The 20,528-nt window shown below is 62.8% G+C and carries 21 protein-coding genes; 17 read left to right on the plus strand and 4 right to left on the minus strand.

Features of this window, described 5'->3' with window-relative positions; genetic code table 11:
* Position 1: 1 nt before the first annotated feature.
* Both TRM7557_RS01730 and cobJ read left to right on the plus strand, forming a co-directional pair.
* Positions 2–718 carry a precorrin-2 C(20)-methyltransferase gene (locus tag TRM7557_RS01730; RefSeq protein WP_058288485.1) on the plus strand — a complete coding sequence of 239 codons (717 nt, stop codon included), beginning with the start codon at positions 2–4 and terminating at the stop codon, positions 716–718.
* Positions 715–1,482 (plus strand): precorrin-3B C(17)-methyltransferase, encoded by a 768-nt coding sequence (gene cobJ, locus TRM7557_RS01735; protein ID WP_235811374.1) that lies wholly within the window; start codon positions 715–717, stop codon positions 1,480–1,482. Before TRM7557_RS01730 ends, cobJ begins: the two co-directional genes overlap by 4 nt.
* Here cobJ and TRM7557_RS01740 read toward each other — a convergent pair.
* Complete coding sequence (locus TRM7557_RS01740) at positions 1,479–2,225, minus strand: cobalt-precorrin-6A reductase (RefSeq protein WP_058288486.1); 747 nt, start codon at positions 2,223–2,225, stop codon at positions 1,479–1,481. The genes cobJ and TRM7557_RS01740 overlap by 4 nt on opposite strands.
* On the opposite strand from TRM7557_RS01740, the gene TRM7557_RS01745 reads away from it, so the two are divergent.
* Genes TRM7557_RS01745 through cobF form a run of 6 tightly spaced genes read left to right on the plus strand, consistent with a single transcriptional unit; the run spans position 2,224 to position 7,455 of the window.
* On the plus strand, positions 2,224–3,411 hold the full coding sequence (locus TRM7557_RS01745) for a bifunctional cobalt-precorrin-7 (C(5))-methyltransferase/cobalt-precorrin-6B (C(15))-methyltransferase (protein WP_058288487.1): 1,188 nt from the start codon (positions 2,224–2,226) through the stop codon (positions 3,409–3,411). The two genes, TRM7557_RS01740 and TRM7557_RS01745, sit on opposite strands and share 2 nt — an antisense overlap.
* Complete coding sequence (locus TRM7557_RS01750; RefSeq protein ID WP_165592397.1) at positions 3,393–3,800, plus strand: cobalamin biosynthesis protein; 408 nt, start codon at positions 3,393–3,395, stop codon at positions 3,798–3,800. Before TRM7557_RS01745 ends, TRM7557_RS01750 begins: the two co-directional genes overlap by 19 nt.
* The gene (gene cobM, locus TRM7557_RS01755; RefSeq protein ID WP_058288489.1) at positions 3,797–4,606 is read left to right on the plus strand and encodes a precorrin-4 C(11)-methyltransferase; all 810 of its coding nucleotides are present in this window, start codon (positions 3,797–3,799) and stop codon (positions 4,604–4,606) included. The genes TRM7557_RS01750 and cobM overlap by 4 nt, the downstream gene beginning before the upstream one ends.
* 1 nt (position 4,607) lies before the next feature.
* Positions 4,608–5,924: a cobyrinate a,c-diamide synthase gene (locus tag TRM7557_RS01760; protein WP_413081151.1), complete on the plus strand. Its 1,317-nt coding sequence runs from the start codon at positions 4,608–4,610 to the stop codon at positions 5,922–5,924.
* A complete protein-coding gene (cobA, locus tag TRM7557_RS01765; RefSeq protein ID WP_058288491.1) occupies positions 5,921–6,694 on the plus strand; it encodes a uroporphyrinogen-III C-methyltransferase in 774 nt (257 codons plus the stop codon). The genes TRM7557_RS01760 and cobA overlap by 4 nt, the downstream gene beginning before the upstream one ends.
* Complete coding sequence (gene cobF / locus TRM7557_RS01770) at positions 6,691–7,455, plus strand: precorrin-6A synthase (deacetylating) (protein ID WP_058288492.1); 765 nt, start codon at positions 6,691–6,693, stop codon at positions 7,453–7,455. Before cobA ends, cobF begins: the two co-directional genes overlap by 4 nt.
* Here the strand turns inward: cobF and TRM7557_RS01775 are convergent, their stop codons facing one another.
* Entirely contained in the window at positions 7,456–7,941 is a 486-nt protein-coding gene (locus tag TRM7557_RS01775) for a CYTH domain-containing protein (RefSeq protein ID WP_058288493.1), read from the minus strand.
* A gap of 226 nt (positions 7,942–8,167) precedes the next feature.
* Here TRM7557_RS01775 and TRM7557_RS01780 point away from each other — a divergent pair, with 226 nt between their 5' ends.
* Positions 8,168–8,638: a hypothetical protein gene (locus TRM7557_RS01780; protein WP_058288494.1), complete on the plus strand. Its 471-nt coding sequence runs from the start codon at positions 8,168–8,170 to the stop codon at positions 8,636–8,638.
* Between the two features lie 166 nt (positions 8,639–8,804).
* On the opposite strand, the gene TRM7557_RS19940 is transcribed toward TRM7557_RS01780, so the two are convergent.
* A complete protein-coding gene (locus TRM7557_RS19940; protein WP_165592398.1) occupies positions 8,805–8,945 on the minus strand; it encodes a hypothetical protein in 141 nt (46 codons plus the stop codon).
* On the opposite strand from TRM7557_RS19940, the gene TRM7557_RS01785 reads away from it, so the two are divergent.
* Genes TRM7557_RS01785 through TRM7557_RS01820 form a run of 8 tightly spaced genes read left to right on the plus strand, consistent with a single transcriptional unit; the run spans position 8,944 to position 18,132 of the window.
* Entirely contained in the window at positions 8,944–10,182 is a 1,239-nt protein-coding gene (locus tag TRM7557_RS01785; RefSeq protein WP_058288495.1) for a serine/threonine-protein kinase, read from the plus strand. The two genes, TRM7557_RS19940 and TRM7557_RS01785, sit on opposite strands and share 2 nt — an antisense overlap.
* Before the next feature lie 37 nt (positions 10,183–10,219).
* Positions 10,220–11,536 carry an FHA domain-containing protein gene (locus TRM7557_RS19485; protein WP_235811375.1) on the plus strand — a complete coding sequence of 439 codons (1,317 nt, stop codon included), beginning with the start codon at positions 10,220–10,222 and terminating at the stop codon, positions 11,534–11,536.
* The gene (locus TRM7557_RS01795; protein WP_058288496.1) at positions 11,520–12,440 is read left to right on the plus strand and encodes a PP2C family protein-serine/threonine phosphatase; all 921 of its coding nucleotides are present in this window, start codon (positions 11,520–11,522) and stop codon (positions 12,438–12,440) included. Before TRM7557_RS19485 ends, TRM7557_RS01795 begins: the two co-directional genes overlap by 17 nt.
* Entirely contained in the window at positions 12,437–13,708 is a 1,272-nt protein-coding gene (locus TRM7557_RS01800) for a P-loop NTPase family protein (protein WP_058288497.1), read from the plus strand. The genes TRM7557_RS01795 and TRM7557_RS01800 overlap by 4 nt, the downstream gene beginning before the upstream one ends.
* A gap of 46 nt (positions 13,709–13,754) precedes the next feature.
* Entirely contained in the window at positions 13,755–15,965 is a 2,211-nt protein-coding gene (locus TRM7557_RS01805; protein ID WP_058288498.1) for a dynamin family protein, read from the plus strand.
* Between the two features lie 41 nt (positions 15,966–16,006).
* Positions 16,007–16,903 carry a dynamin family protein gene (locus TRM7557_RS01810; protein ID WP_058288499.1) on the plus strand — a complete coding sequence of 299 codons (897 nt, stop codon included), beginning with the start codon at positions 16,007–16,009 and terminating at the stop codon, positions 16,901–16,903.
* 30 nt (positions 16,904–16,933) lie between these two features.
* Positions 16,934–17,353 (plus strand): hypothetical protein, encoded by a 420-nt coding sequence (locus TRM7557_RS01815; RefSeq protein ID WP_058288500.1) that lies wholly within the window; start codon positions 16,934–16,936, stop codon positions 17,351–17,353.
* Entirely contained in the window at positions 17,353–18,132 is a 780-nt protein-coding gene (locus TRM7557_RS01820; RefSeq protein ID WP_058288501.1) for a hypothetical protein, read from the plus strand. Before TRM7557_RS01815 ends, TRM7557_RS01820 begins: the two co-directional genes overlap by 1 nt.
* Here the strand turns inward: TRM7557_RS01820 and TRM7557_RS01825 are convergent.
* Positions 18,129–20,504, minus strand: coding sequence for a putative bifunctional diguanylate cyclase/phosphodiesterase (locus TRM7557_RS01825; protein ID WP_058288502.1), 2,376 nt, complete (start codon positions 20,502–20,504; stop codon positions 18,129–18,131). The two genes, TRM7557_RS01820 and TRM7557_RS01825, sit on opposite strands and share 4 nt — an antisense overlap.
* Positions 20,505–20,528: the final 24 nt, after the last annotated feature.

A 20,528-nucleotide genomic window follows, 5' to 3' on the forward strand; every position in this document is an offset into this window, starting at 1 on the left:
CATGGGCAAGGTAATCTGCGCAGGGCTTGGTCCGGGCGACCCAGAGCTGATGAGCGTCAAATCCTGGCGCGCGCTTCAGGGCGCAAAACACATTGCCTATTTCCGCAAGGCGGGCCGCAAAGGTCAGGCCCGCGCGATTGTCGATGACCTTTTGCCCGAAGGCGTGATTGAACACGCAATGGAATATCCGGTGACCACCGAGATCCATTTTAGCGACCCCGAATACAACCGCATTCTGTCTGCGTTTTATGACCAATGGGCTGATACGCTGGCCGAGATTGCCCAGTCCGAGGATGTGGTCGTTCCCTGCGAGGGGGATCCGTTTCTTTATGGCTCCTTCATGCATCTTTACACCCGGCTGCAGGGCCGCGCAGAGGTCGAGGTCATCCCCGGCATCACCGGCATGTCCGGCTGCTGGACCGCCACCGGCCAGCCGATCACCTGGGGCGATGATGTGCTGACCGTCGCCATGGCCACTCTGCCCGAGGACGAGCTGACCCGTCGTATTGCCGACACCGACGCGCTGGTGGTGATGAAGATCGGCCGCAACCTGCCAAAGCTGCGCCGCGCGCTGGAGGCCGCTGGCAAGTTTGACGCGGCTTGGCTGGTCGAACGCGGCACCATGCCCAAACAGACCGTTCAGAAACTTGCCGATGTTGAGGGCGAGGTTCCCTATTTCTCGATCGTGCTGGTGCACGGACAAGGACGCCGCCCATGAGCAAGCCAATGACCAAAGGTTCTGTTTTGATCGCGGGCCTTGGCCCCGGCCATGAGGCGCTGGTGACCGAAGAGGTTCGCACCGCGCTGACGCAGGCCACCGATGTGGTGGGCTATATCCCATATGTAAAACGGGTGGCGCCGCGCGACGGGCTGACGCTGCATGCCTCTGACAACCGGGTCGAGGTTGACCGCGCCACCCACGCGCTGCAGATGGCAGCGGAGGGCAAGCAGGTGGTGGTGGTCTCCTCCGGTGATCCGGGCGTGTTTGCCATGGCTTCGGCGGTGTTTGAAGCGCTGGAGGCGGGCCCGAGCAGCTGGCTGGATCTGGACATCCGCGTGCTGCCCGGCATTACCGCGATGCTCGCGGCGGCGGCGGCGATTGGCGCGCCGCTGGGCCATGACTTTGCCGCGATCAACCTGAGTGACAATCTGAAACCTTGGGAACTGATCGAGCGCCGCCTGCAACTGGTCGGCGAAGCCGGTCTGGCGATGGCGTTTTACAACCCGCGCTCCAAATCCCGCCCACATCAGTTTGCCCGCGCCCTTGAGGTGCTGCGCGATGCTTGCGGTGGCGACACGCTGATCACATTCGCCCGCGACGTGACCAAACCGGGGCAAGAAATCCTAACCGTGCCGCTGCGCGACGCGACGCCTGAAATGGCGGATATGCGGACCGTGGTGATTGTCGGCAACCGCGACACCCGCCGGGTGGGGAATTATGTCTACACGCCGCGTTTTGCCCCCGGCCATCAGCCGGGTTAAGCAGGATGGCCCAGCCAGCCCATGACCGCATCTACCGTGCCCAAGACCGTTCGGTCGGGCACGGTGGGCCGATCGACCATTATAACCGGCAGGCCCAGCCTGCGGGCGGCAATCAGCTTGGCCTCGGCCCCGATACCGCCGGCATTTTTGGAGACGATATGGGTGATGGAATGCTGGCGCATCAGCGCCTCGTCCCCAGTGGCCTCAAACGGTCCGCGCGCCACCACAATCGCGGTGTTGGGCAAGGGCAAGGCGGCCTCGGGTTCGTCCACAAGCCGCAAGAGATAATGATGCTGCGGGGCAGTGGCAAAGAGGTCGAGATTCTGTTTGCCAATGGCCAGAAACACCCGCGCCGACGCCAAGGGCAAAGCGGCCGCCGCCGCCTCGAGAGAGGGCACATGGGTCCAGTCATCGCCCGCCTCCGCCTGCCATGCGGGACGTTGCAGCGCACACAGAGAGACGCCCACCTCTGCACAGGCCGCAACTGCATTGCGGCTCATCTGCGCGGCAAAGGGATGGGTGGCATCAATCACATGGGTCACAGCTTCGCGGCGCATGTAATCCACAAGGCCCGCAACACCGCCAAACCCGCCCTGCCGCTGCGGCAGCGGCTGCGCCACCGGGCGCGCGGTCCGGCCGGCGTAAGAGAACACGGCCCGACGCCCGGCCATGGGGTGCGCGGCGAGCCGCCGCGCCAGTTGCGAGGCCTCGGTGGTGCCGCCAAGAAGAAGGATGTTTTGCATGTCTGAACCGTGGGTGACCATCGTCGGATTGGGCGAAGATGGCCTGAGCGGGCTGTCGGATGCAAGCCGATCCGCCCTGACGGACGCCGAAATCATCTTTGGCGGTCCGCGCCATCTGGAGCTGGCCTGCGCCGGGCCCAAAGGACAGCCCTGGCCGGTTCCCTTTTCCACTGACCCCGTGCTCGCGGCGCGGGGGCGCAAGGTGGTGGTTCTGGCCTCGGGTGATCCGTTCTGGTTTGGCGCGGGTGGCAGCCTGATGCGCGATCTTGCGCCGGGAGACTGGTGTTCACACCCGGCACCTTCCTGCTTTGCCCTTGCCGCCAATCACCTTGGCTGGAAATTGGAAGAGACGTTGTGTTTCGGCCTTCATGCGGCCCCCTTTGAGCGCCTGGCCCCCGTGTTGAGCACCGGTGTCCGAGTGATCTGCACCCTGCGCGATGGCAAGGCCGTGGCAGACCTGGCAGAGTGGCTGGCGGCAAACGGCCACGCTGCGGCCCGCGTGCATGTGATGACCCGCCTTGGGGGCCCTGCGCAAGAGGTGACCGTTGGGGCCGCGTCCGACCTGACCGCCCAGCCGGGCGGGGGCGCACCGGTCCTTGCGGCCATCGAGGCCACAAATCCCGGGCTGCCGCGTGCCTCGGGGTTGGCGGATTCGCATTTCGCCAATGACGGGCAGATCACCAAGCGTCCGATCCGCGCCCTGACCCTTTCGGCGCTGGCGCCGCGTCCGGGCGAATTGCTCTGGGATATTGGCGGTGGGTCTGGTTCGATCTCTGCGGAGTGGTGCCTGGCCGCCCCCGGCGCGCGCGCGGTCACGTTTGAACCCCGCGCAGAGCGTCTGGAGAACATCGCAGAGAACGCCCGCCGTTTTGGTTTGAGCCATCGGATGACCCCGGTTCTGGGCCGCGCGCCCGACGTCTTGGCGGGACAGCCGCTGCCGGATGTCGTCTTTATCGGCGGCGGTGGACGGCGCGATCTGCTGGAGCATCTACGCGCATCCCTCCCGACGGGGACGCGCCTTGTCGCCAATGGGGTTACGCTGGAAACCGAGACCCTGCTGATGCAGACCCATGCCGAGATCGGCGGCCATCTGATGAAAGTCGAGATCGCCGAAGCTGCGCCCTTGGGCACGCTGCGCGGCTGGGCGCGCGCGCGGCCTGTGATACAGTGGAGCGTGACCCTGTGATCTGCGCCGGTTTGGGACTGAACAGCGCCGTCACGGCGGATGAGCTGGCAGAGCTGTTGGCGCAGGCCCCGCAGCGGCCAGAACAGATCGCGATCCTGCGGTCCAAACAGACGGTCCAAGGGTTTACAGCCTTTGCGTCACTCTGTCCGATCAAAGTGATCGCGCTTGACGAAACGGAGATTGTCGGCGAACAGGTGCTGACCCATTCCGAGCGTGTCTTTGCCCGGTTTGGAACCGGCTCCGTCGCCGAAGCATTGGCCCTTGTGGCCGCCCGGCTGAGCACAGAACCCCCTGCCCAAGCACAGCTTTTGGGCCCAAGATTAATCAGCAGCAGCGGCCATGCGACACTGGCCCTCGCCGCGACGACCCCGGCGGAGACACAGACATGACCGTCCATTTCATTGGTGCAGGCCCCGGTGCCGCAGACCTGATTACCCTGCGTGGGCGCGACCTGATCGCCGCCTGCCCCGTGTGCCTTTATGCAGGCTCTCTGGTGCCCGAAGCCCTGCTTCAGCACTGTCCAGACGGGGCCAAGATCATCAACACGGCGCCCTTGTCGCTGGATGAGATCATCGCCGAGATCAAAGCCGCCCATGACGCAGGCCAGGATGTGGCGCGGCTGCATTCCGGCGATCTGTCGGTCTGGTCGGCCATGGGCGAACAGCTGCGCCGCCTGCGCGCGCTGGACATTCCCTATGACGTGACGCCGGGCGTGCCTGCTTTTGCCGCTGGCGCGGCCGCGCTGGGGGCCGAGCTGACCCTGCCGGGCGTGGCACAATCGCTGGTGCTGACGCGGACCTCTGGGCGCGCCTCCTCGATGCCTGACGGCGAGACATTAGAAAACTTTGCCCGCACCGGTGCCACGCTGGCGATCCACCTGTCGGTCCATGTGCTGGATGATGTGGTGGCCCGCCTGACGCCGGCCTATGGCACGGACTGCCCTGTCGCAATTGTCTGGCGTGCCAGCTGGCCGGATCAAAAAATCCTCAAGGCGACACTGGGCACCATCATTGACGCCACCGAGGGCGCGCGCGGCCGCACCGCGCTGATCCTTGTCGGCCACGCGCTGGGGCAGGAAGGGTTCGACGAAAGCTGCCTTTACGCCGCAGAATATGACCGCCGCTACCGTCCGCAAAGCGCCGACAGCCCCTGGTCGGAATGGACCCCCGAGGAAGAGCGACAGGCCAATGACTGATATGGCAACCACCCCCAAGGGGCTGATGATCTCGGCCCCGGCGTCTGGCACCGGCAAAACCACTGTGATGCTGGGCCTGTTGCGCGCCCTGCGCGAAGACGGGCTGGCGGTGCAGCCGTTCAAAAGCGGCCCCGACTATATTGACCCGGCCTTCCATCTGGCAGCCGCAGGGCGTGCGTCTTTCAACCTAGACACTTGGGCAATGGACAGCGGGCTGCTGGATGCGGTGACCGCACAGGCCGCAGGGGCAGAGATCTGCATCGGCGAAGGCTCTATGGGCCTGTTTGACGGGGTTGCAACGCGCGGTCAGTCGGGCTTTGGCTCTTCGGCAGAGACCGCCAAGCGGATGGGCTGGCCCGTTGTGCTGGTGATTGATGTGGGCGGTCAGGCGCAATCGGCAGCGGCCACGGCGCTGGGGTTCAAGGCCTATGACCCCGACCTGCCGTTTGCCGGGGTGATCTTGAACCGTGTTGCAAGTCCCCGACACGAACGCCTGACCCGGCTGGGGATGGAGCGCGCGGGCGTCAAGGTACTGGGCTCCCTGCCCCGTCGCGGCGACCTTGCGCTGCCTGAACGGCATCTGGGCCTGATCCAAGCGGTAGAGCATCCCGATCTTGAGGCCGCGATTGCGGGCTATGCCAGCTTCCTGCGCGAACATGTGGATCTGGACGCGATCAAAGCCGCAGCCCTCAGCGGTGCGGCCCCCGCCCCACAGGCTTTGCCCACCCCTCCGGCGCAGCGCATTGCGCTGGCACGGGATGCGGCGTTTTCCTTTACCTATCCGCACCTGCTGGAAGGCTGGCGCGCCGCTGGGGCAGAGATCCTGCCGTTTTCGCCGCTGGCGGATGAGGCGCCCGCCGCCGATGCCGATCTGGTCTGGCTGCCCGGTGGCTACCCTGAATTGCACGGCGGCACGCTGGCTGCTGCGGACAACTGGCGCGCGGGCATGCAGAAACACGCCGCCACCAAACCGGTGCACGGCGAATGCGGTGGGTATATGGCGCTGGGTGAGGCGCTGATTGACAAACAGGGCAACCGCCACCAGATGGCGGGGCTGCTGGGGCTTGTGACCTCTTACGAGAAGCGGAAGTTCCACTTGGGCTATCGCCGCGCAGTCCTTGAGGCGGATATGCCCGGGTTTGCCGCAGGCACCGCCCTGCGCGGGCACGAGTTCCATTATTCGACCATCCTGGATGAACCCGACGCGCCCTTGGCGCAGGTCATGGACGCCGATGGCAACCCGGTGCCCGAAACCGGATCGATCAAAGGCCATGTGACGGGCACCTTCTTCCACCTGATCACCGGAGAAGCGAAATGAGCGCCCCCAAGGCTGAAGCGGGCAAGGGCTTTGTCAGCTTTGTCTCCTCTGGTCCCGGCGATCCGGACCTGCTGACCGTGAAGGCCGTAAAGCGCCTTGGCGCGGCTGAGGCCATTTTGTTTGATGACCTGTCTTCGGGGCCAATCCTGAGCCACGCCAACCCGGACGCCGATCTGGTCGGCGTTGGCAAACGCGCAGGCCGCCCCTCGCCCAGTCAGGATCACGTGAGCAAGCTCTTGGTGGAATACGCCGAAGCAGGCCAGCATGTGGTGCGCCTGAAATCCGGCGATGCGGGGGTTTTTGGCCGTCTGGAAGAAGAGCTGACCGCCCTGCGCGCGGCGGGTATTGCTTACGAGATCATTCCCGGTGTCACCGCAGCCTCAGCCGCAGCCGCAGCCGCAGGCATTCCGCTGACCCGTCGCATGACCGCGCGCCGTCTGCAGTTTATCACAGGCCACGGTGTCACAGGCGCCCTGCCCGAAGACCTGAATATGGCAGCTCTCGCCGATGGCGAGGCAACCACCGTGGTCTATATGGGCAAGCGCACCTTCGCGACCCTCGCCGAAAAGCTGCTGGAGGCGGGCCTGCCCGCCGACACCCACGCGCTGGTTGCCACAGGCGTGTCCACGCCTGATCAGGAACTGTTCTGTCACACCGTCGGTGATCTTCCGGCAGTGCTAAGGGCGATGGAAACCACTGCGCCTGTGCTGATCCTTTATGGGCCGCTCGCGGATTCTGACGTCTCTCTTGAGGAACATGCAGACCGATGATTGAACTGACGTTGATTGGCATAGGCACCGGCAACCCGCAGCACCTGACCCGTCAGGCTGAAGCGGCCCTGCGTGCTCAGGACCTGATCCTGATTCCCAACAAGGGCGCGGGCAAAGACGACCTTGCGGGTCTGCGCCGTGCCATTTGTGACGATGTGCTGGCGGGGGCTACGCATCCCAAAATTGCGGAATTTGACCTGCCGGTCCGCGATCCCGCCATTGCGAACTATCTGGAGCGCGTGGACGCCTGGCACGACGCCATTGCCGAAGTCTGGCAACAGACCATCGCCGCCCATCGCCCGGCCACAGAGACCGTCAAGGTCGGGTTCCTCGTCTGGGGGGATCCATCGCTTTATGACAGCACAATGCGGATTGCCCGGCGGCTGGAAACGCAGACCGAAACCACCCTGCGCGTTATTCCGGGCATTACCTCGATCCAAGCGCTGACGGCAGCGCATGGGGTGCCGTTGAATGATGTTGGCGCGGCGGTGGTCATCACCACCGGGCGACAGCTGCGTGACCATGGCTGGCCCGCTTGCGCGGACCGTTTGGTCATTATGCTGGACGGCGAATGTTCGTTCCAGACGCTTGCGGCAGCGGATCACCCGATCACCATCCATTGGTCCGCCTATGCGGGCATGGAGAACGAGATCAATATTGCGGGACCGCTGGGCGAGGTCGCAGATCAGATCATCCAGACCCGGGCAAAGGCCCGCGCCGATCACGGCTGGATCATGGATATCTATCTGCTCGAACGCTGATCATCTGCCTTGGGGCATGATGCCCTTTGGCAAACCCGCCGCAGCCAGTGCCCGGTTTCCAAAAGCCGGGTCTTCGGTCACATCGCGGCCAAACCATTCAGGTGGTTGAAAAGCCGCGGCAGCCTCCGGGCTGTCAAATTCCACTTCGACCAAGCACAGCCCCGCAAGAGGCCCTTGGAACAGATCCAACTCAAAGACTTCACCGGTCGGGAGCAGGCCCGTCCAGCGGGTCTTTTCCAGCCGTCTGCCTTCGGACAAGGGCCAGAAAAGCGTGAACTGGGCCTTTGAAATTTCGGTTTCTCGTTCGGCCCGAACCATCCCTTCGCCGTCTTTCACCGTTAAAAAATATGTGTCCCCCTTCTGGCGCAGACGCAACGATACGCTGTCCTCTGGCCGGGTGACATAGCCCTGACGCACAACAGCAGAGACGGCCCCGCTGAGGGGCGGGAGCTTCTGCACCAGAAATTTACGTTCAATCTCTATCATCGGGGCCCTTTTCAGAGATGCGTCAAGCTGTGCCAAGCAGTGTGTGGGTGTGGGTCCGCAGCGTTTCAACGCATGCATACAGGTTTGTGGGATGTGTGGCTGTGTTTCTTTACTCTTTATTAACCATTCGACCCCGGGCAAGCTCTTGCGCAAAATTCAACTCAGGATAGGCTGCTCTTCACGCAGAATGCACCCTTCGGGGATGAATGTGCAAAGGGGGGACGTGATGAAGGACGAAGTTCTGGTAAGACCCTCGCCAACACGGGGTCAGATCGCCGCCGCAAAGCCGCAGACTTCTTCTTATTCACAGCGTGTCTTGCCCCAGTTTTCCACGCCACGGCTTATGCCATTGGGTCAGCTGATGGCGCTGGTTTTCAGCAAAATCTGGCACATCTTTCTGGACTTCTTTTACCTGCGGGCCGATCTCTCGGTGCCGATTGTGATCACGCCGGCCCCGGCCTTTGGCCCAATACCAGCCCCGCGTCCCGCGATGTCCCAGCCGCAGCCCAAGGCGATCTCTCGCCCCGGGCGTCCCATCCGGACCGAGCAGAGCCTGACATCCCTGGCACAGGCGCTGGATCAAAGACGGTCCTCAGGCCGCGCAGAGGACCCTGTTGGACCGGATCTCACAGCGCTGGAGCTGCGGTTTTACGAACAGCTTCTCACGCGCTTTGCCACTGAAACCACGCAGCGCTGATCAATAACTGGCGCGTCACGTGGACGCAAATAAGAGGTATGGCAATTTTAGCGTCCAGAACCCCCCGCAAGTCCCCAAAGTTTCGCAATTTTACCTAACTTATCGTTAAGAAGTCCCGCCGCTTTAGCACCTTATTTTTAACGCGATTTTCCCCAGTGTGGCGAAATCAGGGCAAGCCCGCCGCAGTTGCCCGCAAATCGCCACCTTTCAGCCACAGATCACCAACAGCTTTGATCTGCTCGCGTCTCCCTCGGCGTGGGCCCTCATCAACGCCAAGGGTGTCCTGAATGCTGTTGCCCAAAGACATGATTGCAGAAACAGAATGCCCAGGGCTTCCTGACGGGCATCGGCTGCTGCAGGGGCAATACCAGATCGAAACCGGCCTGAGCGCAGGCGGATTTGGCCGGACCTATGTGGCACGGGACAGTCTGGACCGGCGGGTTGTGATCAAGGAATGCCTGCCCGAAGGCCTCTGCACCCGCGACGCCTCTGGACGCTGTAGCCCACGTGAAGGCAGCGAACGTCTGTTTCGCAATTTGTTGCGCAGCTTCCTGCGCGAGGCGCAGCTTTTGGCGCGCCCCAACCACAGCAATATTGTGCGGGTCCATCAGGTCTTCCGCGAAAACGAAACCGCCTATATCGCAATGGACCATGCGCCGGGCCACGACCTGCACACAGTCCGCGCGGCTGCCGATATGTGCCTTGGCAACCAAGAGCTGCTGGAGATCACCCGCCAAGCCCTTTGTGCGCTGGACTGCCTGCATGGCCTGTCCATCCTCCATAACGACATATCACCGGACAATCTGCTTTGGCACCGCCCAGAGACCAAGGGCAGAGCAACCGGCCACCTGACCCTGATCGACTTTGGAGCGGCCCGCCTTCTGGACGCGCCTCGGGATCAGGATCCGGCGACCGTCAAGGATGGGTTCTCCGCGCCAGAGCTGTATGACCCGCAGTCACCGGGCACTGCGGCAAGCGATCTTTATGCGCTGGGAGCCACGCTGGAGCTGCTGATTACCGGGACAACGCCCGTGCCCGCCGATCAGCGGGCCGCCGCAACCGCAAAAGGCCAACCCGACCCGCGCCAGTCTCTGGTCGGCAGCGGGTGGCCGCAAGCGGATGGGTTTCTCGCCCTGATCGACACGGCGTTGTCGATGGATCCGGACGACCGGTTTCCTGCGGCGTCGGACTGGTTGCTGGCGCTTCCCGGTGCCTCTGACCTCGCATCGGCGGCGCAGCCGTCGCACGGGGCCTTGTCCCAGCCCCAGAACCTGCACAGTCGGATCGCGCAGCTTGTGGCGGAAACCAACAGTGGGCTGACCCCGCATCTGCCACGCGCGCTGCGCCCGGTGCCGCCGCAGCCAAAACCCAAAACGCGCCGGGGCCCAATGGTGGATCTGTTTGGGAACCCAATCGACGATCTGGAAACCTGGCTTCTGTCACAGGAACACACACCACGCCCGCCTGCGCCGCCCCCTCCGCGGCCCCCTAGCACGCCCAGCTTCACGCACCGTCTGGACCGTCTGAAAGCGCGTTCCGAATAAGTTCCCCCCTCACGGCTCTCTCACAAAAGGACATCTCATGAAATTCATCAAAGACATCATTGGCGAACAGCGGGACCGCCTGAGCCCTGAGGCCGCACCGCAACCGATCCCAGAAGACCGCTCAGCCCCAGCAACGCCGCTACCGGATCCGGTGCAGGATTCGGTGCAGGATTCGGTGCAGGATATCGATACGGGGGCCCTGTCCTTCCTGCGTCTGGACCCCGCCGACCGGGTGCAGAATGCAACGTCACTCAGTGATAAGACCGCGCAGGCGCTGAACAACCTGGATGCGATCAGCGCAGATGCGATTGGAACACCAGATACGATCGAATTTGGTCAGGCAGAGCGCGCCCCATCCGCCCCCGCTGAGCCATCCGCCCCCACTGAGGCTGTGTTGGAAAGTTCTGACATCGCAACCCTGGATCAGATGGTGCAAGACAGCGTAGCGGCACAGAGCGCCGAACTTGTGCCCCCCCCGGAGACGTCTGTCCCAGCCCCCGAACACGCGCCCGAACCGGCGGATATGGCGGGCGAGGGTCCCGACATTGCCGCCGCGCCGAAGCCTGACCTGGGGCCAGATCCCTTTGCGTCCCTTGGCGCGGAGCTGCGGCAAACGCCTGCGCCATCCCCGCTTGAGATGGCAGAGCCAGCGAAGCGGATTTTCCGTCGCCGCAAACTCAGCGACGCCACGGCAGCAGCACCCGTCGCAGACGCAGCACCCCACCCGATTGATGTGCCCCCCCCTATGCCCGGACGTTCCGCGGACTTTACCAGCCCTGCCGCGCCATCCTCCGCCGAAGCCCCGGCACAGCCATCCAACGCGGCGGCGACGCGCCCGGCCCGTGCAGGCCGCGTCAAGACACGACTGTTGGGCTTTGGTCACCAACAAGACCCGCTCGCAACCTCGGCCGAGGCGCCCGCTGCGGAAATGACCCGCTGCCCCGTGGGCTGGATTGCCGTCGTCGATGGCCCCGGGCGCGGTGCGACCTTTGCGCTTGGCAATGGGGTCAGCACCATTGGACGCGGCGCGGGCCAAAGCCTGCAGCTTGATTTTGGCGACACCAGCATTTCGCGCGAAAACCATGCTTCGCTTGCCTATGACCCGGAAACCCGTGGGTTCTATCTCGGGCATGGCGGCAAGGCGAACCTTGTGCGGCTGAATGGCAAACCGGTGCTCAGCACTGAAACCCTGCGCAATGGCGATGAGATCCGCCTTGGCGAAACACGTCTGCGCTTTGTTGCCCTTTGCGGTGAAAGCTTTGACTGGGGCGATGACAGCCCTGCACAGTCAGACGCCCAGGCGACCGCCTTTCAAACACAGGGAGACGGCTTCTCGCATGCCCTGTCGCGCTAAGATCACTTTGGACAGCGCCATGGCCCTGTGTCAGGGGCAGCGCGCGCGTCAGGAGGACTGCATTGCCACCCATTTCCCCACCGATGGGCCGCTTGGCTTTGCGGTACTTGCAGATGGCATGGGCGGGCATGCGGCGGGCGATGTGGCGTCAAGACTGGCCGTCAGCGAGGTTTTCGCAGAGCTGACCCATTGGTCTGCTGACCCGTCCGATCTGGAACAGAAACTGCGGCAGGTGTTCCAAAGCACATTGCACAACGCCAATGCCGCCATTGCGGAGTATGCAGACGCCGAACCCGACCAGGGCGATCTGGGCACAACGCTATTGGTGCCGGTTGTCATTTCCGCGCGACTGTACTGGCTGTCGGTTGGGGATTCGCCCTTGTTTCTGATGCGCCAGAACCGGCTTCACCGGCTGAACACGGAACATTCGCTGGCGGCGCATCTGGATCGGCAGGTTGCCCGGGGAGAGCTGGCCCCGCCTGCGGCCCTTGCGCATCCGGATCGCCAATGCCTGACCTCGGTTCTCAGCGGCGCGCCAGTGCCCGAGGTGGACGCCCGGCTGGCGCCTTTTGCACTGATGCCCGGCGATGTGGTGGTTGCGGCAACGGACGGGCTGCATGGCCTTGGACACCAGCACCTCAGTAACCTGCTGCGCAAGGCCCCTGACCGCGACGCGCGCAGCCTCTGCACCGACCTCCTGCAGGCGCTGTCAGCCACCGCCACCGCCGAGCAGGACAATACTGCCCTTTGCGTGATCAAGGTGCTGCCCACCGCCCAGCCAGACACCGCACAGCCACAGACTGTCAACCGCCGCCCTGCCCGTCGCAAGATCACCTTTCTGGCGTCTGGGCGCAAAGGCACAGGCATCCGCTGCACCCACGCCATGGAGGACATCCCCAGATGAGACCCGCCTTAACCGGGCCAGAGGCCACATCGGCGGCTGTTCCGCCCTTGCCGATCGTGGAGCGGCTGGAGACCACGCTCGCGCTTGACCATGTGCCGCAGCACTATGCCCAATGGGGGCGCGGCCTGCTGCACCGGCTGCGCAAACCTGTGCAGCTGGTGGTGATCGGCCTGCCGGGCAGCGGCAAGTCCGCTGTGATTGATATGCTGCTTGGGCGCACGGTGATCGGCAGCAGCCCTGCCGCTGGCCTGACCGAAGTCTGTTTTGGCCCGGTTGAGCGCGCGGAACTGCATCTTGCCGCCAATGACCCCGCGCAGACCCTTTGTCAGGACGGGCTGCTGGCGCAGATCGTCCCCCGAATGGGGAGTGATTTTTCGCACAGCGCACCGCTGCGCCAGCGACAAGAGCTGCCAGACCCGCGGCTGCGCGGATTGAACATTGCCGAAATCACCCTGTCCGGCTCTGCCAAGGAACAATCGGATATCCTCGATCAGGCGGTGCAATATGGCGATATTCTGCTGTGGTGCAGCCGCGCGTTTGCCCCCGAGGAACAAGCGCTTTGGGCCGCTGTGCCCGACACCGCCAAGGACCACGCGTTTCTGGTTCTGAGCATGGCAGATCAGCTGATCATGCGCGGCACCCTCCCCCCTTTGATGGAGGCCTTGTCCCCTCTAGCCGCAGAAGAGTTTCTGGGCCTCTACCCGCTTGCCGCCATTCAGGGATTAAATGCGCAACAGGGTCGCACCCGCGACACATCGGGACTGGACCGCGAGCTGTGGCACAAAAGCGGTGGCAAGCGGCTCTATGATGATCTGATGCAGCATGTGGATCGCGGCCGCACCGCCGACCTCGATCTGGCCGAGGCGCTGGTGCAGCAGTTTGGAGACCCCGGAGAGGCCGCACCGCCCGTGCCACCCGCCTCTGCCCAAACACAGTCCACGCCGGATGCGGCTGCCCCATCGCAAGACGACCTGCTGGCCGCTGCCGCGCAGAAGATCAAGGAACGCGCCGCCGCGTTCCTGCCAAAAGATGGCCAATCGGACGGCGATCTAGAGCAGGTTCTCCAGGGCGCGTTGGACTGCGTGCGCCAGCTGGGACAGGACCTGTCGGGATTGGATGACCGCCACCCCAAGGTCCGCGCCGCCCAAGAAGCCGCGCAGGACGGCGAAGAAGTCCTGATGCTCTGCCAGATCGAACAGGACGCCGAGGCTGCCACCGACGCAATTACCCTGCTGTTGCAATTGAAACGAGAGCTCACTCCCGCCTGAGACGGACCCAACTGCGGATTGCCCGCCGCACCAAAGGAAATTACAGATGTTCGCCGATCCCCTTTCTGCTCAGACGTCCTCCACGCCCGCCACGCAGGTAACCACCGGTTCTCCCGCCGGTTCTCCCACAGGGCATCCCCCTTCAGGGCACGCCACATCCCTGCGGGCCGCAGACCGCCCCAGCAACCTGTCGGCGGGGCTTGCCCCGCTCGAAGATGTGGCCAAACAGATCGCAGAGCTTGATGACGCCATCGCGGCATTGCAGTCCAAGAGCAGCGCGGCACAGCCCGGCCCGATCGACAAAAAGCTTGCCGCCCTGCGGGCCCAATTGGCGGCGTTTGAACCCTCTGTGACCCTGTTGGGGCAGGTCAAATCCGGCAAGACAACGCTGGTGAATGCCATGGCCGGTTGGGCCGATCTGTTGCCGTCGGATGTGACGCCCTGGACCTCGGTTGTGACCTCCCTGCATCTGCGGCCCAAAGGCCATGCCACTGCAATGCAAACCTCGGCCTCGTTCCGCTTCATGACCGCCGAGGAATGGGACCGCCTGTTGCACAAAGGCGGGCGTATTGGTGAAATGGCCGGCCGCGCGGGGGCCGAAAGCGAACTGCAGAAGATCCAGACACAGATCACCGAAATGCGCCATCGCGCAGAAACCCGTCTGGGGCGCAAATTTGAACTGCTGATGGGCCAGAGCCACGACTACGGTTACTTCGACAAAAACCTGATCGAACGCTACATCTGCCTGGGCGATGACTTTGGGATCGATGATCGTGATCCAGAGGCCACAGACGCGCAGGGCCGGTTCGCCGATATCACCCGCAGCGCTGACTTGTACCTTGGCTCGGACAGCCTGCCCTGTGGTCTGTGCCTGCGCGACACGCCGGGCGTGAATGACACCTTCATGATGCGCGAACAGATCACCATTCAAGCCCTGCGCGACAGTTCGCTGTGTGTGGTGGTGCTGTCGGCGGCACAGGCGCTGTCTTCCGTTGACCTTGGGCTGATCCGCATGCTGTCGACCCTGCAGGCCGAACAGGCGGTGATCTTTGTGAACCGCATTGACGAACTGGCAGACCCCGCTGCCCAAATTCCAGAGATCGAAGCCAGCCTGCGCGCCACGCTCAGAACCGCCCTGCGCGATGGTCAGAGCGGCGATCCCGTGCTGCCGCAAATCCTGTTTGGCAGCGCCTATTGGGCGGCGCGTGTTCTGACCGGCGAAACCGAGGCAATGGTGCCCGCGTCTTCATCGGCGTTGCTGAACTGGGCGGAACACAGCGCCCGGGCGCCGGACGCACCCGAACGCCTGACAGCGGTCAGTTCCGCACAGGAAATGATCTGGGAGCTGTCCGGCCTGCCCGCCCTGTTTGAGGCCCTGTCTGACCGGATCGCCACCCGCGAGGCGCAGCCAATGCTGCAACAGATCGCCGAAAGCGCAATCACCCTGGCCTCGGCTCAAGAGGCCGCACAGGGCGTTGCGATTGCTGGCACCGGTTCGCACGGCGCAACCGCACCGCTTGCAGATCTGCTCCCCAATCTCGAGGCGCTGGCTGCACGGCATCTGCATGCCCTCGATGCTGAGGTCGATACCGTTCTCACCGCCTTTGCCGAACGGGCAGACCGGGCCCATGCGACCTTTGTGGAACGCGCGACCCACGCGCTGATTGCCCATCTGGAAGATCAGGGTGAAGGCCGCGTCTGGAGCTATGATCCGGCCGGGCTGCGGATCCTGTTGCGCGGCGCCTATTCGGTGATGGGGACACGGGTCCAAAACGTCGCCCGCAAACGCTATGAGGCGGCGGTCACCGATGCGGCGGGACTGCTGTTTGATCACTTTGGCGAGGCCGTGGCGGGCATCCGGCTGGCCGTTCCCGAACCGCCTGCGCCCGGCGCGCCCGTGGCCCTGGCGCAGGCGATTGCGCTGGACTTCAACGACAGCTGGTGGACCGGCTGGTGGCGGCGCATGCGTGGCTATCAGGCCTTTGCCAAAACATTCCGCCGCCTGATCGAAGGCGAAACCGAAGATTTCATGCACCAGCTCAAAACAGTGCAAACCGAAACCCTGCGCCGGGACATGCGCGCCCGCCTTGCCGAAAGCCTGCACACGCTGTGCCAGATCGCCGCGCAGATACAAGAGGCCACCGATGCCGATCCCCGCGCCATGCTTGCTGATGACAACGGGGACACCCCTGTTCGCCACGCCGCACTTCAAGTTCTGTTGCGCCATGCGCAGGCGCCGGAAGCCCCCGCTCCTTAATTTTCTGACAAACGCCCTCTCACTCAAACCCGGAGACCGCCATGCCCGATGCCTTCACCAGCCCCCGCAAACCGCGCATTGCCCTGATGGGAGAATTCAGCGCCGGCAAAAGCAGCCTGACCAATTTGCTTCTTGGGGGGCGACCCCTACCCGTTCAGGTCACCGCAACGCGCCTGCCGCCTGTGTGGATTTCCCATGGCGAGGAATTCGTCGAACTGGTCGACCATCAGGGCCAGACCCAAGAGCTGCCCCTGGCAGAACTGCGGAATGTCTCGGTCAAGGACGCGCAGCTTATTCGCGTGCAGCTGCCCGCTGAAACGCTGGAGCTGAGCGACCTGATCGACATGCCGGGGATCTCTGATCCGAACATGCCCGGCGACGTTTGGGAGAAAATCCTGCCCGAAGTCGACAGCCTGCTGTGGTGCACCCCAGCGCAGCAAGCCTGGCGCCAGAGCGAAGCCGCCTTCTGGTCGATGTTGCGCTCGCAACTCAAAGCGCCCGCAACCCTGGTTCTGACCCATTTCGACAAGCTGCTGACGGAACGGGATCAGGCCCGTGTTCTGCACCGTCTGGATCAGGAAACCGCCGGTGAATTTGCGGGGATCTTCCCTTTGTCGCTGCCTCTGGCGCTGGATGCGGGCGAGGATCTGGAGGCCTGGCAAAACAGCGGGGCAGATCGCTTTGTAGAGCATCTGGTCAACATCCTGCTGCATTGGGACAGCCATCTTCTGCCTGCCGTTGCGCCAGAACCAGAACAAGCCCCCATTGCTGCGCCACAGACGGCCGAGGACACCGCCGCAGACATGGCCCTGACACGGGCCGCAACTTCCGCGCGGATTTTGCCCCGTCGGGTCCGCCCGCACCCCAAAGGCACCCCCCGCCCAGACCGCCCAGAGCCGCGCGCACACCGTGAATGTGTCACCTCACTGCGGTCTTAAACCCATCTTGCGAAAGCCAGTTACCCGCCCATGCCGACCCCTTCGCCTCTTTCCTTTTCTGACGCGCTGCAAGCCGCCCTGTCTTCGGTGCGGATGCAGGTGCCCGACTGTGTGCTGGTGGCCTATTGCGATCTTCAAAGTCAGCTTGCCCTGCGTCATGAGGCCGAGCCTTTTGCCCCGCAGGAAAAACTGGACCGCATTACACGCGAGGGGCTGGTTGCCTCGTCCTTGTTGGAAAGCGCGCAAGCCGCGCTGCCCGCAAGCGCCGGGCCACGACCTGCAGCCTTTAGCATTATGACGTGGAGCCAAACCGGAGAGGTTATGACCATCACCAAAACCGCAGCCGCACCAGAAAACGCGCTGCTGTGTTGTGCGCTGGCAGAGACCGACGTGGTGGCCCTGCGGGTTGCTGCAGAGGCTGCGATGCAGACGCTCGAAGGCTATGTTTGATGGCCCAGACCGCGCATCAGATCTCGCCCATAGTCGCGCCTTCCTCCTGGCAGGACAAACGCCAGCGGCTGCTGTTTGGCGATGACGCACCGGCGTCATTGCTGGTAACGGAACAGCTGCTTGCGCTGATTGACGACATTGTTCTGCCCCGGCGCGTGCGCCTCTTTCACGGCGACCGTGTAGTGGCCTGTTTCCTCATTGCACATCGAAAACTGCTTTCGGTAGAGATCGCGGGCCAACCGGTCGCAGCGGGGGACGCGGCCTCTTGTGCAATGCAGTTTGCCCGCGCCCTGCACAGGCTCAGCCAGCTGTTTCCAAAACTCGCCCCGGCGGGGGACACCACCGGCCCGTTGCCGCATCTTGACGTTACCCCCTGCCGCCTGCCCGAGACCGCGGCCAGATGCTGTGCCGCTCATCTGCGCAGCGCGTTGCTACATATCCCCGGCGGTCCGCAAACACCGTCTTCCGTATTCGATCGCGCGCTGGCTTCGGCGTGCATGGCCGCCACGGGTTCGGATCTCAGTGTTGTGGGCGCGACGCGTTTCCATGTGATGCTTGAAAAAACCCTTCAGTCCCTGTGCGTTGCCCCCAGCAACAGCGCCGAACGAGCCCCTGCGTTTCGCGCCTCTGCGATGCCATTGATGCAGATCCTGCCAGTGCACCCGGATGTGACGCTGGTGGTCAGGTACTGCCCGCACATCGGCCAATTATGGGCGGGCGTCTTTGCGCATGACACCCTCCCAATGCCAGCCGAACTCCTGTCAGCTCAGTTGACCTAGGCCGACGCCTCATCCGCTGATGGATCGCCATGATGGAAATCGAGAAACTCCTGAAATCCACGGCGCAGGAAAACGTCCAGATCTGCGACACTCATTGGGCGGGAGAAGAAAAACCCCTGCAGAATATCGCAGCCCATGTCCCGCAAAAGCTCCGCTTTGCGGGCCCGGTCCACACCTTCGGCAATCACATCCACATCCAACGAACGCGCCATATCAAGCACAGAGGCCACCATCCGTTCGGCCCGTTCGCTGTCGCCAAGGGGCATGACGATATTGCGATCAATTTTTAGGGCATCAGGCTCAATCTCGAGCACCCCATTGATAGAGGCATGCCCCGATCCGAAATCATCCACATCGATTTGGAAACCGAGATCCCGCAGCGCATCAATAACAAAGATCAGCGCATCGCCTGCGTCTTCGCAGGAAATGGACTCCAGAATTTCAAAGACATAGCCGTCCCTTCCCTGCGGAATAGCGTCTGCCACCGTGGCTAGAAAGTCAGGCGCAAGGAGGCGCGGCGCGCTGACATTGAAAGCCACACGCGGCACGGTCAAACCCTGCGCCCGCAGCTGTTCCACAGCTGTCACAGCGGATTCAAAAATCACCCGGTCCAGCTCTGCTTCCATGCCCAGTTGCTGTGCAATTGGCAGAAACACATGAGGGGAAAGAATACCTTCATTGGGATGATCCCAGCGCGCCAGCACTTCGACACCTGCGACCTCCCAACCGTCGGCGAAATGTTGCGTCTGGAAAAAAGGAATAATCTCGCCATTTTGAAGCGCATGCCCCAACCGGTCGGCAAGCGCCCGATCCCGGATCTTGGCCAGGCGCATTTCAGTGCTGAAGACTTCAACCGTGCCACGGCCGGATTCCTTGGCTTTGTACAAGGCGGCATCCGCATTGCTCAGCAGTTCGGACGGATCGGCTCCCTGATTGCCCGCGGCAATGCCAAAACTGGCCCCATAATAGCAGCGTTTATTGCCAAAAATGACCGGCTTCAAAACTTCGCTAAGAAGCGATTGGGCCATTCTTTCGGCAACTTCGAGTGTGGTTCCGGACGCACAGAGAATTACAAATTCATCACCGCCAACCCGCGCAGGAAGGTCATCCGGGCCGCAGTGTTCCTTGAGAATGGACGCCACATGTTGCAGGACATGATCGCCGGCTTCATGGCCCAGAATATCGTTCACCTGTTTGAAACGGTCCAAGTCGATGCGAACGAGGGTCACATCCGCCTGTTCCAGCCGTTCGTACAATGCCCGATCCAGACACCGGCGATTGCCAAGCCCGGTCAAAGGATCGGTGAGAGACAGATACTCCATACGATCCTTGGCGTTTTGCAGGGCCTCGGCCACCTCGCGCTGCTCGCGTTCGCTGCGCACAAGATCGGTGATTTCAATGCGCGTCAGGACCTTGTCGCCATGCGCTGTTGGCCTGCCCCGTACAATCATATGGCGGTCTCCCGCCATTTCCATTTGGCGTTCAAAATGAAAACCCGCGGCCTCCATCTGGCGCATATGGGAACGGACAAACTCTTCGGCAGACAAGTCGCCCAGATCATATTCCCCGTCTTCTGCCACACGGATCCCAAGATCAAAAAGTGTTTCACCCAGTTTGACAAAGTCCGGCTTACCGGCAAGCAAATTGCTGTATTGCGGATTACAGGCCACGATCCGGTTGTTGCTATCCACAATAGCAAAACCTTCACGCGCTGCTGCAATGGCGCTGGTAAAACGCTGCGTGATCAGATCAAGTTCGCGGGTTTTTTGCGCCTGCAGCCGCCATGCGCGCAGCAACTGCCGTGACAGAAAAGAAAACACGACCGCCAGGGCGACGCTGACAATACCGGTGCCAAACTTAACAATACGGGCGATCTTTTCCTCGACCACATCCACATAGGGTTGGAAATGCAGGCTGTCGCGCCGCATCGTCTCTAGGCTGGACACCAAGTCTTTGGCGGTGGCAATGGCGCTTTGCGTCAGTATCGCATGTTGTGGTTCCGGCAGCAGCAACATCGTTGCCTGCTCAACTGCCCGTTCGGACTTGGTAATGTCCTGCGCGCAAATCTCCAGTGCGCGGCCAGCGCCCATTTGCCGAAACGCCATCCGATCCACTGCCGACAGCGTGTCCAGACACCAGCGCGCCTGATTTCCCGCATGGTCGATCTTTTCCATGAGCGCCAGAACGTCCACAGGCCCCGGCACCCGTTGTTTCGTTGCCAGCGCCAAAGCGTCATGTACCGTGCTCAGATGGATCAGGTTCCGCTCGCGATATTCGCTCGCCAAGAGCAGGTAGCGATACCCCAAGAAAGATACCCCAGTCGCCGTCACCAACAACAGTGCAAACAACGCAAGGATCGGGCCCAACTTCATTCAAACCGCCTTTTTCAAACCACT

The sequence above is a fragment of the Tritonibacter multivorans genome (genome assembly GCF_001458415.1).
Classification (GTDB): domain Bacteria; phylum Pseudomonadota; class Alphaproteobacteria; order Rhodobacterales; family Rhodobacteraceae; genus Epibacterium; species Epibacterium multivorans.